Source organism: Saccharothrix deserti, assembly GCF_009769385.1.
GTDB lineage: Bacteria > Actinomycetota > Actinomycetes > Mycobacteriales > Pseudonocardiaceae > Actinosynnema > Actinosynnema deserti.
Map to the genome: position 1 here is coordinate 384,531 of NZ_VKAB01000008.1, position 12,413 is coordinate 396,943.

Annotated in this window: 14 protein-coding genes and 3 tRNA genes; 5 read left to right on the forward strand and 12 right to left on the reverse strand. The window is 69.7% G+C overall.

Annotated features, from left to right (window positions below; translation table 11 throughout):
* The first annotated feature begins 163 nt into the window (after positions 1–163).
* On the forward strand, positions 164–952 hold the full coding sequence (locus FM051_RS19095) for a hypothetical protein (protein ID WP_158844939.1): 789 nt from the start codon (positions 164–166) through the stop codon (positions 950–952).
* 78 nt (positions 953–1,030) lie between these two features.
* On the opposite strand, the gene rplA is transcribed toward FM051_RS19095, so the two are convergent.
* The 5 genes from rplA to FM051_RS19120 all read right to left on the reverse strand — a co-directional run bounded on the left by rplA (position 1,031) and on the right by FM051_RS19120 (position 3,816).
* Positions 1,031–1,747 carry a 50S ribosomal protein L1 gene (gene rplA, locus FM051_RS19100; protein ID WP_158844942.1) on the reverse strand — a complete coding sequence of 239 codons (717 nt, stop codon included), beginning with the start codon at positions 1,745–1,747 and terminating at the stop codon, positions 1,031–1,033.
* A 91-nt stretch (positions 1,748–1,838) separates the two neighbouring features.
* Complete coding sequence (gene rplK, locus FM051_RS19105; protein WP_158844945.1) at positions 1,839–2,273, reverse strand: 50S ribosomal protein L11; 435 nt, start codon at positions 2,271–2,273, stop codon at positions 1,839–1,841.
* A 106-nt stretch (positions 2,274–2,379) separates the two neighbouring features.
* Complete coding sequence (gene nusG, locus FM051_RS19110; protein WP_158844948.1) at positions 2,380–3,243, reverse strand: transcription termination/antitermination protein NusG; 864 nt, start codon at positions 3,241–3,243, stop codon at positions 2,380–2,382.
* A gap of 64 nt (positions 3,244–3,307) precedes the next feature.
* A complete protein-coding gene (secE, locus tag FM051_RS19115) occupies positions 3,308–3,712 on the reverse strand; it encodes a preprotein translocase subunit SecE (protein WP_158844951.1) in 405 nt (134 codons plus the stop codon).
* Positions 3,713–3,743: 31 nt separating this feature from the next.
* A tRNA-Trp gene (locus FM051_RS19120) sits at positions 3,744–3,816 on the reverse strand.
* Positions 3,817–4,006: 190 nt separating this feature from the next.
* On the opposite strand from FM051_RS19120, the gene FM051_RS19125 reads away from it, so the two are divergent.
* From FM051_RS19125 to FM051_RS19135, 3 genes are all read left to right on the forward strand, one after another.
* The gene (locus tag FM051_RS19125) at positions 4,007–5,248 is read left to right on the forward strand and encodes a pyridoxal phosphate-dependent aminotransferase (RefSeq protein WP_158844953.1); all 1,242 of its coding nucleotides are present in this window, start codon (positions 4,007–4,009) and stop codon (positions 5,246–5,248) included.
* 155 nt (positions 5,249–5,403) lie between these two features.
* On the forward strand, positions 5,404–6,039 hold the full coding sequence (locus tag FM051_RS19130; RefSeq protein ID WP_158844956.1) for an MmpS family transport accessory protein: 636 nt from the start codon (positions 5,404–5,406) through the stop codon (positions 6,037–6,039).
* Between the two features lie 97 nt (positions 6,040–6,136).
* Complete coding sequence (locus tag FM051_RS19135; protein WP_158844958.1) at positions 6,137–6,415, forward strand: hypothetical protein; 279 nt, start codon at positions 6,137–6,139, stop codon at positions 6,413–6,415.
* 163 nt (positions 6,416–6,578) lie between these two features.
* Here FM051_RS19135 and FM051_RS19140 read toward each other — a convergent pair whose 3' ends face one another.
* From FM051_RS19140 to FM051_RS19170, 7 genes are all read right to left on the reverse strand, one after another.
* Entirely contained in the window at positions 6,579–6,998 is a 420-nt protein-coding gene (locus FM051_RS19140; RefSeq protein WP_158844962.1) for a MaoC family dehydratase, read from the reverse strand.
* The gene (locus FM051_RS19145; protein WP_158844965.1) at positions 6,995–7,444 is read right to left on the reverse strand and encodes a MaoC family dehydratase N-terminal domain-containing protein; all 450 of its coding nucleotides are present in this window, start codon (positions 7,442–7,444) and stop codon (positions 6,995–6,997) included. Before FM051_RS19145 ends, FM051_RS19140 begins: the two co-directional genes overlap by 4 nt.
* Before the next feature lie 89 nt (positions 7,445–7,533).
* Positions 7,534–7,698 (reverse strand): 50S ribosomal protein L33, encoded by a 165-nt coding sequence (gene rpmG, locus FM051_RS19150; RefSeq protein ID WP_015105301.1) that lies wholly within the window; start codon positions 7,696–7,698, stop codon positions 7,534–7,536.
* Positions 7,699–7,773: 75 nt separating this feature from the next.
* Positions 7,774–7,846: transfer RNA gene (locus tag FM051_RS19155), tRNA-Met, on the reverse strand.
* 44 nt (positions 7,847–7,890) lie between these two features.
* A tRNA-Thr gene (locus FM051_RS19160) sits at positions 7,891–7,963 on the reverse strand.
* A gap of 71 nt (positions 7,964–8,034) precedes the next feature.
* Positions 8,035–10,638 carry a putative bifunctional diguanylate cyclase/phosphodiesterase gene (locus FM051_RS19165; protein ID WP_158844968.1) on the reverse strand — a complete coding sequence of 868 codons (2,604 nt, stop codon included), beginning with the start codon at positions 10,636–10,638 and terminating at the stop codon, positions 8,035–8,037.
* 175 nt (positions 10,639–10,813) lie between these two features.
* Complete coding sequence (locus FM051_RS19170) at positions 10,814–11,581, reverse strand: PhzF family phenazine biosynthesis protein (RefSeq protein ID WP_158844971.1); 768 nt, start codon at positions 11,579–11,581, stop codon at positions 10,814–10,816.
* Between the two features lie 38 nt (positions 11,582–11,619).
* On the opposite strand from FM051_RS19170, the gene FM051_RS19175 reads away from it, so the two are divergent.
* Complete coding sequence (locus FM051_RS19175; RefSeq protein ID WP_158844974.1) at positions 11,620–12,411, forward strand: GNAT family N-acetyltransferase; 792 nt, start codon at positions 11,620–11,622, stop codon at positions 12,409–12,411.
* Positions 12,412–12,413 lie beyond the last annotated feature (2 nt).

The following is a 12,413-nucleotide window of genomic DNA, read 5'->3' on the forward strand; positions in this document are numbered from 1 at the left end:
CGCGTGAGCGCCTGTGACTTCCTCGTTCTCCTGCGCGGGCCGCCCGCTTCGCGGGACCTTCGTTCCATGTCAACCAAGACAGAGACGACCAGCGGTCTTTGGTGAACCGTTGTCAAGAGTACGGGACGTGTCCTCGCGGCTCCAAATCGGCATGATGTGACCCGTGACCGAAGAGCCCCCGAGGAACCCGCCGCCGCCGGACATCGACCCGGAACAGCTCCGGCAGTTCCAGGAGTTCCAACGGTTCCAGGAGTTCCAGCGCTTCCAGCAGACCCAGGGCACCGGCCTCCCCCCGGCCCTGCCCCCCGGCACCCAACAGGGCCAACCACCGGCTCTCCCACCCGGCGTCCCACCGGCCGTGCCACCACCGATCGCGCCACCGCCCGCCGCGCCACCACCGGCCGCACCACCGCGCAAGCCGCTGTGGAAGATCCTGCTGGGCAGCAAGCTCTTCCGGCGCCTGGTGTACCTGGTGGTCGTGCTGCTCGTGCTGTCGTACTTCTACGAGCAGTACTTCGGCGGGGACGACCCCGGCGACGTGGCGGTCGACAGCGGCGGCGTCGAGAACAACGTCACCGCGCCGCAGACCCCGTACGGCAACAACGGCACGATCGCCCTGTTCTACAAGCACGTCGGCACCGGCGACGGTGGCCAGGCCTGTTCGTACTTCAAGGACGACGGGCCGGAGAAGGCGTTCGCGGAGGCCTTCGGCGAGTCCGACTGCAAGGCCGCGGTGGCGAAGCTGAAGAGCCAGGTCACCGATGTGACCACCTACCGCCAGCTCGGCTTCCCGAGCACCATGCGCACCGCGCCCGCGTCGGGGTCGGTCGAGGTGAGCTCCTGCGAGCTCACCGTCCGCAACGGTCCCAAGCTGGGCAAGTTCACCCTCACCAAGCAGCCCAGTTCGAGCTGGGCGATCACCGGCTACCAGGCCGAACCGGCCTGCCCGTGACCCCGCGGACCCGGTAACGCCGAAGCGCCCCTCGGCGGGAGGCCGAGGGGCGCTTCGGAGTGCTTGAGACGAACGAGGTCAGACGGTGACCTCGTCGACGAGCAGGTTCCGGGTCCGGTTCGGGTCGACCGGGATGCCGGGGCCCATCGTGGTCGAGACGGTGATCTTCTTCAGATACCGGCCCTTAGCCGCGGACGGCTTGGCGCGCAGGATCTCGTCCAGCGCGGCGGCGTAGTTCTCGACCAGCTTCTCCGGGTCGAACGACACCTTGCCGATCACGAGGTGCAGGTTGGCCTGCTTGTCGACACGGAAGTTGATCTTACCGCCCTTGATGTCGACGATGGCCTTCGTGACGTCGGGCGTCACGGTGCCGGTCTTCGGGTTCGGCATCAGGCCACGCGGGCCGAGGATGCGGGCGATGCGACCGACCTTCGCCATCTGGTCGGGCGTGGCGATCGCGGCGTCGAAATCGAGCCAGCCACCCTGGATGCGCTCGATCAGGTCCTCGGAGCCGACCGCGTCGGCACCGGCGGCCTCGGCCTCGGCGGCCTTGTCACCGGTGGCGAAGACGATCACGCGGGCGGTCTTGCCCGTACCGTGCGGCAGGTTCACGGTGCCGCGGACCATCTGGTCGGCCTTGCGGGGGTCGACGCCGAGCCGGATGGCGACCTCGACGGTCGCGTCCAGCTTCACCTTAGACGTTTCCTTGGCGAGCTTGGCTGCCTCCAGCGGCGAGTAGAGCCGCTCCCGGTCAACCAGCTCAGCAGCGTTCTTGTACGCCTTGCTGCGCTTCATGCTTCTGTCCTTAAAGTGGATCAGTTGTGGTGACGAGCCAGCGCGTGGCTCTCCCACTGCCTAAAAGGGGACTCAGTCGAAAGGGAAAAGGTCAGCCTTCGACGGTGATGCCCATGGAACGGGCGGTGCCGGCGATGATCTTCGCCGCCTGGTCCACGTCGTTGGCGTTGAGGTCGACCATCTTGTTCGCGGCGATCTCGCGCACCTGCTCCATGGTCACCTTGGCGACCTTGAGGCGGTGCGGCTCGCCCGAGCCCTTCTCCACACCGGCGGCCTTGAGCAGCAGCTTCGCGGCCGGCGGGGTCTTGAGCTTGAAGTCGAACGAGCGGTCTTCGTACACGGAGATCTCGACCGGCACGACAGTGCCGCGCTGCGACTCGGTCGCGGCGTTGTACTGCTTGCAGAACTCCATGATGTTGACGCCGTGCTGACCCAGCGCGGGGCCGACGGGCGGCGCGGGGTTCGCGGCCCCGGCCTTGATCTGCAGCTTGATGACCGCTGCGAGCTTCTTCTTCTTGGGTGGCATGTCAATGCTTCCTGTTATTGCGGTGTCCGCGCGCGGCCCTGCCAGCCGCAGCGTGGCTGCCGGCGCCCGTCCGTCCAGAGGGGCACCGGAGATTTTGTTGTCCTGGCTAGATCTTGGAGACCTGGCTGAACGACAGCTCGACCGGGGTCTCGCGGCCGAAGATCGACACCAGGACCTTCAGCTTCTGGCCGTCCGCGTTGACCTCGCTGATCGTGGCGGGCAGCGTGGCGAACGGGCCGTCCATCACGGTGACCGACTCGCCGACCTCGAAGTCCACCTCGACGGTCGACTTCGCGGGGCTCGCGGCGGCCTTCTTGCCGGCGGCGGGCTGCTGCTCGACCTTGGGCAGCAGGAACTTCAGCACCTCGTCGATGGTCAGCGGCGACGGCTTCGACGTCGCGCCGACGAAACCCGTCACGCCCGGCGTGTTGCGCACCGCGCTCCACGACGCGTCGTTGAGCTCCATCCGGACCAGGATGTAGCCGGGCAGCACCTTGCGCTGCACCTGCTTGCGCTGGCCGTTCTTGATCTCGGTGACTTCCTCGGTCGGCACCTCGACCTGGAAGATGTAGTCCTCCATGTCGAGCGTCTGGATGCGCGTCTCGAGGTTGGTCTTGACCTTGTTCTCGTAACCGGCGTACGAGTGCACGACGTACCAGTCGCCGGGCGCGCGCCGCAGTGCTTCGCGCATCTCCTCGGCGGGGTCCGCGGGCTCGGCGTCGATGTCGACGACGGCGGCCTCGACGTCACCGCCGGATTCGACATCACCGCCCGACTCGACGTCGCCGCCCGACTCGACGTCGCCGCCGGACTCGGACTCGACGTCCTCGGCGGTATCGACGGGGGCGGACTCCTCGGTGTCCTCCGACGCCTCCGCCTGCTCGACGTCCTCGACGCCACCGTCGAAGTCCTGCTCGTCGGTCAGGTCGTTCAGCTCCTTGGCGTCAACGCCGCCGTTCTCGGAGGTCACTGTGGGTCTCGCTTCCTCTCATGCATCACATGTCCGCCGCCACCGGGGGCGGCAGGTGATCGGCTCAGCCGAACACCCTGAACATGCCCCAGGCGAAGGCCGAATCCAGGCCGAACACCAACGCCACCATGAAGGCCACGAAGACCAACACGACTCCGGTGTAGGTGACCATCTGCTTGCGGGTCGGCCAGATGACCTTCCGCAGCTCGCTGACCACCTCGCGGACGTACCGGACGATCCGGGCGAAGAAACCGACCCGCTTCTCCGAATCCGTCCGCGAGCGCGTGGGGCGCCCCTTCTTGGTCTCCTCGGCGTCGGAGTCGGCCTCGGCCGACTTCTTCACCTCCGCGGAGTCCTTGCGGCCCGCCGGGCGCGCGGAGCCACGACGCTCGCGCCGCGCTGCGGCGGTAACCGGCCGGGACGCGCTCTCGCGCTCGTCCGGCTGGTCCTGCTCGCGGCCCTCGCTCATGCCGTCCTCCGCTCACCATCGCGCTTCGACGCAGGGGCGACAGGACTTGAACCTGCAACCTGCGGTTTTGGAGACCGCTGCTCTGCCAGTTGAGCTACACCCCTTTGGAGCCCCGGTGTTCCGGGAACCCCCTGGCTGGAGACGTCCCACACCCTCCTCACGTGGCCCGTGAGGCAGCGACTGGACGTTCCAAGACCGGAAGCATACGGCACCATGGGGCCCTCCTTCCAACTGCCCCGGTCAGAGGGGGTGCCGGCGGCTGACCCGGTTGTGCGATCTGCCACGATTGGGGCCATGGGCACGCCTGAGACGACCACCGGAACCAGTACCTCCGAGCACCCGCGCATCTCCAAGCGGATCGGCGGCATCGCCGAGTCCGCCACCCTCGCGGTCGACGCGAAGGCGAAGGCGCTCAAGGCGGCGGGACGACCGGTGATCGGCTTCGGTGCGGGCGAGCCCGACTTCCCGACCCCCGGGGCCATCGTGTCCGCAGCTCAGGCCGCGTGCGCGGACCCGAAGAACCACCGCTACACGCCCGCCGCCGGCCTGCCGGAGCTGCGGGAAGCCGTAGCCGCGAAGACCAAGCGCGACTCGGGCTACGAGGTGACCGCCGCGCAGGTGCTGATCACCAACGGCGGCAAGCAGGCCGTCTACCAGGCGTTCGCGACGATCGTGGACCCGGGCGACGAGGTCCTGCTCCCCGCGCCGTACTGGACCACCTACCCCGAGGCCATCACGCTCGCGGGCGGCGTGCCGGTGCAGGTCACGGCGGACGAGTCGACCGACTACCTGGTGACGGTGGAGCAGCTCGAGGCGGCGCGCACGCCGAAGACCAAGGTGCTGCTGCTGTGCTCGCCGTCGAACCCGACCGGCTCGGTCTACACCCGCGAGCAGATCACCGCGATCGGCGAGTGGGCGCTCGAGCACGGCCTGTGGGTGATCACCGACGAGATCTACGAGCACCTGGTGTACGACGGCGCCGAGTCGGTGTCGCTGCCGGTGGCCGTGCCCGCGATGGCGGACCGGACGATCGTGCTCAACGGCGTGGCGAAGACGTACGCGATGACGGGTTGGCGGGTCGGCTGGCTGATCGGCCCGACGGACGTGGTGAAGGCCGCCGCGAACCTCCAGTCGCACCTGACCTCGAACGTGGCGAACGTGTCGCAGCGGGCCGCGCTGGAGGCCGTGTCCGGGCCGTTGGACGCGGCGCACGAGATGCGCGAGGCGTTCGACCGGCGGCGGCGCACGATCGTCGACCTGCTGTCCGCGATCCCCGGCGTGGAGTGCCCGACCCCGAAGGGCGCGTTCTACGTGTACCCGTCGGTGAAGGCGCTGATCGGCAAGGAACTGCGCGGTGTGACGATCGCCGACACGGTGCAGCTGGCGGCGCTGATCCTGGAGCACGCCGAGGTGGCCGTGGTGCCCGGTGAGGCGTTCGGCACGCCCGGCTACCTGCGGCTCTCGTACGCGTTGGGCGACGACGACCTGAAGACCGGCGTGACCCGGATGGCCGAGCTGCTGGCCGAGGTGAAGTAGCAAACACCCACTGCAGGTGGCGAAAGGCATCCCGATCGGGATGCCTTTCGTTGCATCTGGACACAGTTCGATTACGTCCGGTAACTACGACGCGGATCGAAACGATCTTCACGAGGTCCGGCTCACGCCACGAGCCGCCCGCACGAGGAGATCCCATGTCCTACCCCCAGCCGCCGATGACGCGGCAGTACCCGCCGCCCGTGCCGACGCCGCCCCGGAACGGCCTCGGCACCGCCGGGTTCGTGCTCGGCCTCGTGGGTCTGCTCTTCAGCTTCATCCCGCTCGTCGGCGTCATCGCGTGGCCGCTGGTCGTCCTCGGCCTGGTCCTCGGCGGGCTGGGGCTGGCCAAGGCCGCCCGCGGCCAGGCGAACGACAAGGGGCTCGCCGTCGCGGGCATCGCGCTGTCCGCCGTCGGTCTCGTCATCTGCATCCTGTGGGCGGCGGTGTTCGGCAAGGCCGCATCCGAGGCCTCCGACGCGCTCGACAACCTGGAGGCCGGGGCCGGCAGGGAGTCCGTGCTGGTGTACGAGGTCACCAGCGACGCCCCGGTCGCGACCGTCTCCTACACCACGTTCAGCGACAGCGGCTCCGCCACCAGCGACGAGGAGCTGACCTCGTTCCCGTGGACCAAGGAGTTCAAGGTCGAGGGCTTCCTCAGCGGCGGGACGCTGACCGTGATGACCGGCGCCGAGGGTGGGACCGTGACGTGCAAGATCACCGTGGACGGCGTCGAGAAGAAGACCGCCACCGGCACCGGTGAGTACGCCACCGTGAACTGCTCGGACTTCTAACCCTCCGTAACCCCTTTGGGTGATCCGAGTAACCGTCGGTAGAACTACACCGATGGACCATTCAGTCGTACGGATCTTCACCCGAGGAGCGCAGCGCATGACGGAGTCCGACCTGCCCGAGCGTCCGGGCCGCAGGTGGCTCGTGATCGTGGCCTCGGTGGCGCTCGTGGTGGGCGCGCTCGCGCTCGTCCTGTGGACCACGGCCCCGGAGCCACCGGTCCGGGTCGTCTACCAGGTCACCGGCACGGCGGCGCGAGCCACCGTGACCTACTCGACCTTCCACGGCGAAGAGCTGCGCCAGGAGCAGCTGACGTCACTCCCGTGGCGAGTGGAGTTCGTCGCTCCGGGGAACCCGATCACGGTGTGCTCACCGTGACCATCGGGCCGGAGGGCGGTGACGTGGCGTGCGAGGTGAGCGTGGCCGAAGCGGTACGCCGCTCGGCCACGGCCACCGGCGCGCACACCAGCGCCCTGTGCGGGTTCTGAGGGCGGGTTCTGAGGGCGCTGAGGACGGTTCCGGGGGCGGGTGCTCCAGGCCCCTAGGGCAGCCGGACTCGGGCGGACGCGCCGCCGAGCACGGACTTGCCCTCGAACGAGGCCGTCACGTTGACCTTGAACGTCCCGTCCTCCAGGACCTTGGTCACCTTCCCGGTGACCTCCACCAACGCGCCCTCGTCGTCGTCAGGCACCGGAACGGGCCTGCCGAACCGCACGCCGTACTCCACGACGGCGCCGGGGTCGCCCGCCCACTCGGTGACGATCCGGCCGGCCATGCCCATGGTGAGCATCCCGTGCGCGATCACGCCGGGCAGGCCGACCTCGTGGGCGAACCGCTCGCTCCAGTGGATCGGGTTGAAATCGCCGGACGCGCCCGCGTACCGGACCAGGTCGGCGCGGGTGATGCGCAGCGACAGCGGCGGCAGCTCGTCGCCGACGGAGACCTCCGATGCGCGGATCACGCGTCCTCCCCCCGCACCACGAGCGTGCAACGCCCGGTCGTCACCTGCTCACCGTCCTCGGTGCTCACCTCGGCCCGGATCGCCAGCATGTCGTTGCCCATTCGCGACGTGATGCCGTCCACGTGCAGCACCACGGTGAGCCGGTCGCCCGCCGTGATCGGGCGGTGGTGGACGAACGTCTGGTCGCCGTGCACCACGCGGCTGTAGTCCAGGCCCAGGTCGGGGTCCTCGATCAGCACGTCGTTCGCCTTCAGGGACACGATGATCGCGAACGTGGGTGGCGCGATGACGTCCTTGTACCCGGCCGCGCGGGCGGCCTCGGGGTCGCGGTGCACCGGGCTGGTCTCACCGACCGCGTCGGCGAACTCGCGGATCTTCTCGCGGCCGACTTCGTAGGGCGGTGAGGGTGGGTACGTACGTCCGATGTACGACTGGTCGAGAGGCACGGTGAGCAGGTTATACGCGACGAGGCCCGCCCCGGGTTCCGGGACGGGCCTCGTCGGACGACTGCGCGTGCTGTGCTCGAACTACCGGCTCAGCGGGTTTCCTTGTGCGCCCGGTGGGTCTTGCAGTTCGGGCAGAACTTCTTGATCTCCAGGCGGTCCGGGTCGTTGCGCCGGTTCTTCCTGGTGATGTAGTTCCGGTGCTTGCACTCCTCGCACGCGAGGGTGATCTTGGGGCGTACGTCGGTTGCAGCCACGGTCCTTGCCTTTCTAGAGCTCGTTTGCCCCGATTCCCCAGTGCGGGCTTACCGCCTGGCGGGGATCTAGCTGAGTAGCGGTGGCCGGACTTGAACCGGCGACACAGCGATTATGAGCCGCTTGCTCTACCAACTGAGCTACACCGCTTAGACAACGCAGCCGCGATGCATGAGCACCGCGGCCAGTTGTTGAGCCCCTTTACGGAATCGAACCGTAGACCTTCTCCTTACCATGGAGACGCTCTGCCGACTGAGCTAAAGGGGCCTTGCTGTTGCTCTTGCAGCGAGGAGAACTCTACAACAGAGCCGCCACGGGATGGAAATCGGGGTGCCCCCTCAGTGGACCAAGGTGAGCACCGTCTCATCGCGAGCACCCCTGACCTGCACGGTCCGTGCCCGCAGCCACGCCTCGAAGCGGTCCTCGGACAGCGGCCGGGAGATCAGGTAGCCCTGCGCCACGTCGCAGCCCATGCCGACGAGTTGATCGCGCGCGGCGTCGTCCTCGACACCCTCGGCGACGACCGTGAGCCCCAACGAGTGGCCGAGTTCCACGATCGAGCGAACCACCGCCATGTCGCCGAGATCGGTGCCCATGCCGAGCACGAAGCTCTTGTCGATCTTGACCTCGTCCACGGGCAGCTGCCTGAGGTAGGCCAGCGACGAGTAGCCGGTGCCGAAGTCGTCCACGGCGAGCACGACGCCCATCGCGTGCAGCCGCCGCAGCACGGGTAGCGCGCGCTCCGGGTCGGCCATCACGCCGGACTCGGTCAGCTCGAACGTGAGGAGCTCCGGCGGCACCTCGTGGCGTGCCAGCGCGGCCGCCACCCGGTCCGGGAACTCCTCGTCGGCCAGCGTCCGCACGGACAGGTTCACCGCGATGGACATCCGCAGCCCGCGGTCGATCCAGCGGCGCACCCGTTCCAGCGCCTTTTCCATGACGAAGTCGGTGAGCACGTCGACCAGACCGGTGGCCTCCACGGCGGGCACGAACTCGTCCGGGGTCACCCGGCCGAACTCGGGGTGCTTCCAGCGCACCAACGCCTCCGCGCCGACCACCTGGCGGCTCGGCAGCGCGACCTTCGGCTGGTAGTGCACCGAGATCTGGCCGTTCTCCAACGCCGACCGGAACTGGGTGACCAGCTGGAAGCGGCGCAGGAAGATCTGGCCCATGCTCGGCGCGTACTGGCGCAGCGGCTCGTTCTCGCTGGTCGCGCGGACCGCCACGTCGGCGCGCTGCAGCAGCCCGTCGGGGTCGGGCTCCTCGATCTCGCAGTCGGCCGTGGTGGCCCAGCCGACGACCGCGCCCGCCTCGACGGTGAGCCGGTCGACCGGGTACGGCACGGACAGCGCGGCGCGCAGCCGTTCGGCGATCTCCTGGATCCGCTCGGCCTGCCGGTCCAGCAGCAGCGCGGCGAACGCGCCGCCCTCCAGCCGGGCCAGCGGCACCTCGGGCCCGAGTTCGTCGCGCAGCCGCCGTCCGGCGGCGACCACCATCCGGTTGCCCCACGCCTGGCCGAGCGCGTCGGAGACGGTGGACAGCACGTCGAGGTCGATGCGGACCACCACGGCCGTGTCGGCCTGGCGCATCGGCTCGCTCGCGGCCTCGCGGAAGCCGGGCCGGTTGAGCAGGCCGGTCAGCGGGTCGTGGTAGGCGTCGTGGCGCAGCCGGGCGAGCAGCCGCCGGTTGTCCACCGCCGTGGACAGGTGGCTCGCCAGGGTGCGCAGGAGCTGGATGTCGGCCTTGCCGAAGCCGCGCCACCGGCTGAGCCGGTCGTGCACCTCGACCGCGCCGAGCAGCTGGGTCGCCCCGCGCAGCGGCACGACCAGCGCTTCCTGCGCGTCACGGCGGGACAGGGCCTCGGAGACCTCTTCGCCCGCGTCCACGATGCGGAAGTACCGCACCTGCGCGCCGGGCAGTTGGAGCATGGCGTCCTCGCGCAGCACGCGCGGGTCGTCGCGGCGCATGCCCGGCGGCAGCGGCTCGCCCGCGACCAGCGTGCGCATCGGCGCCTGCGGGTCGGTGCGCAGCCGCAGCACGACGCGGTTGGCGTTGAGCTGCTCGCGGATGCGTTCGGCGATGAGCTGCCACTCGTCGTCCTCGGCGCCGGTGTCCTCGTCGTCCGGGGTGGTGCCGCGCGGTCCGGTGGCGTGCCTGCCGGACCGCGCCACGCGCAACGAGACCTCGCTCAACGCCTCCAGGTCGCGCTGCTCGCGCAGGAGGCCCGAGTAGGCCAGGTAGATGGCGGTGATGCCGAGGAAGACCAGGCCGATCAGCAGGCCGCCCCACGGCGCCTTGTCGGCGATCTCGTAGCCGGCCAGGCCCGCGGAGGTGTTCAGCAGGGCCACCACGAGGGTCTGGAGCACCAGGCGCAGGCTCGGCGCGACCCGCATGCCCTTGCCCATGATCCGCAGCGCGGTCAGGCCGAGCACGCTGGCCAGCAGCGGCACCGCGATGGTGCCGACGAACGCGCCCGCCCAGAACGGGCCTTGCGAGCCCAGGAACCGCTTGACCCACTCGGCGACCGCGAAGGCCACCGAGATCTCCATGAACATCAGGCCCGCGTTGTAGACGGCGCGGTCGAGCACGCGGCGGCCGAGCAGGGTGCCGACGCCGGCGACCACGTGCGCGGCCAGCACGACCTCGAACGGCGCCACGAGCAGACCGAGCACGAGCGGGATCTCGGTGAACGAGATGGTCCAGGCCACTCCGCTGCGCACGTCGACGTTGATGGCCAGTTGCTCGGCGAGCAGGAACCCGACCACGAGCAGCGGTCCGGTCCACAGCAGTCCGGCGTCCGCTTCGGTGTCGGGCAGCCACGAGCCGACGAGGAACGCGGACAGGCCGCCCGCGGCGAGGAGCAGGTACGCGAACACGCTGAACGCGCGGTTCGTGGACCGGGTCGGCGCGTTGGGCACCGTGGCCGACGCGTGGTCGGACATCCAGCCTCCTCGTCGGCCGTGTCGCGGTGGGCCGGGTCGCGGCCTACGGGCTCCTGGCGTGACTGAGGGGTCCCGAACAGCAACCAGGACCCCTTCCAAGGGTGCCAATGTACCCCGGTCGGGCGATGAAATGGCAGGTCGTGTAGCGGATTGCCACCAGAAGTAACAGATCGGCTCACACGATCAGGCGTCCGCGGATCACCGTCACGGCCTGCCCGGCGAGGCGTACCCGATCTTGGTCGAGAGTGGTCCGGACCAGCCCGCCACGGGCCGAGGCCTGCTCGGCCAGCAGGTCGGCGCGGCCGAGCCGGGGCGTCCACCAGGAGGCGATCGTGCAGTGCGCGGAACCGGTTACGGGATCCTCCGGGACTCCGTAGGTGGGGTAGAAGCACCGGCTCACCACGTCGAGTCCGGGACGGTCGCCGGGTGCGGTGACGATCACACCGCGTCCGGGCACCTCGGCCAGCGCGTCGAAGTCCGGGCGGAGATCGCGGACCTCGTCGGCGGAGGCGGCCTCGACCAGGACGTCGGACACGCCCTGTGCGACGGCCCGCACCGTCACACCCGGAAGACCCGCGCGCAACGTCGTCGTCATCCCGATCGGCTCCGCCGGGTCGGCCGGGAAGTCCATCTCCACCCAGCCGTCCTCGGCCGTGCAGGTGAGCACGCCGCTGCGGGTGCCGAAGCCGCGGCTGCCGCCGAGCACGTGCGCGGTGGCCAGGGTGGCGTGGCCGCACAGGTCGACCTCCGCGACCGGGGTGAACCAGCGCAGCGGCAGCGGGTCCGGGCAGTCGACCCGCACGAACGCGGTCTCGGCGTGCTTCATCTCGGCCGCGACGGCCTGCATCCAGGCGTCGTCCACCGGCCCGTCCAGCAGCACCACCCCCGCCGGGTTGCCCGCGAACGCCCGGTCCGTGAACGCGTCGACCACGTACAGCTCCACGGCGGGCAATGTACGTTCCGATCGGGTTAAGTTCGGTTGTGGACTCGTTGCTGCCCGAATTCCCGCGCGTGAACGACCCGTACTCGTTTTCGGAGCTGTCCGAGGACGCCTTGAACGCCACGTGGGGCGCGTTGCGCACGCACTCCCTGAAGTGGCACCCCGACGCCGACCTGGACAGCCAGTTGCGCCACTGGGCGTTGACCGGCACCGGCGACCACGAGACCGCCGCGCTGGTGACCGTGCCCAGCCGTGCCGTCGAGGCCGCCGACACGCTGGTGCGGCACGGTTTCGCGCCGCTGCTGGTAACCGCCGCCCGGCTGCCCGGACGTGGGCACGACGGCGGTTCGACGGTGAAGATCCGACCGCTGACGTCGGCCGATCTCGACGTCGCGGTGCAACTGAACCTGGAGACGGTGCGGTTCGACAGCCGGTTCGGCATGGTCAACCCCCGGCCGTCCAGTGCGGAGCGGCTGCGTGAGCACATCGCCGAGTTGCTCGACCGCGCGGAGCCGTGCGCGTGGCTGGCGGAGAGCGAGGGCGAGGTCGTCGGGTTCCTGTACTACGACCTGCCGGGGCACTCGGACTGGATCGCCGGGCGGACGCGCGTGCGGCCGGTGGCCTACATCGGGCTGCTCGGCGTGCGGGAGGACGCGCGTGGCGGCGGTATCGGGGCGGCGTTGGCCGATCACGCGCACGATCTGCTGGACGCGGCGGGCGTCGGCGTGACGCTGTTGCACCACGCCCTGCCCAACCCGCTGTCCACGCCGTTCTGGTACTCCCACGGCTACCGGCCACTGTGGACGACCTGGCAACGCCGCCCGGCCCGCTAGCC

Bases quoted from the DNA above. Each gene is read 5' to 3' on its own strand.
- rplA (WP_158844942.1), bottom strand. From the start codon at position 1,747: ATGAAGCGCAGCAAGGCGTACAAGAACGCTGCTGAGCTGGTTGACCGG.
- rplK (WP_158844945.1), bottom strand. From the start codon at position 2,273: ATGCCACCCAAGAAGAAGAAGCTCGCAGCGGTCATCAAGCTGCAGATC.
- secE (WP_158844951.1), bottom strand. From the start codon at position 3,712: ATGAGCGAGGGCCGCGAGCAGGACCAGCCGGACGAGCGCGAGAGCGCG.
- FM051_RS19125 (WP_158844953.1), top strand. From the start codon at position 4,007: ATGGGCACGCCTGAGACGACCACCGGAACCAGTACCTCCGAGCACCCG.
- FM051_RS19130 (WP_158844956.1), top strand. From the start codon at position 5,404: ATGTCCTACCCCCAGCCGCCGATGACGCGGCAGTACCCGCCGCCCGTG.
- FM051_RS19135 (WP_158844958.1), top strand. From the start codon at position 6,137: ATGACGGAGTCCGACCTGCCCGAGCGTCCGGGCCGCAGGTGGCTCGTG.
- FM051_RS19165 (WP_158844968.1), bottom strand. From the start codon at position 10,638: ATGTCCGACCACGCGTCGGCCACGGTGCCCAACGCGCCGACCCGGTCC.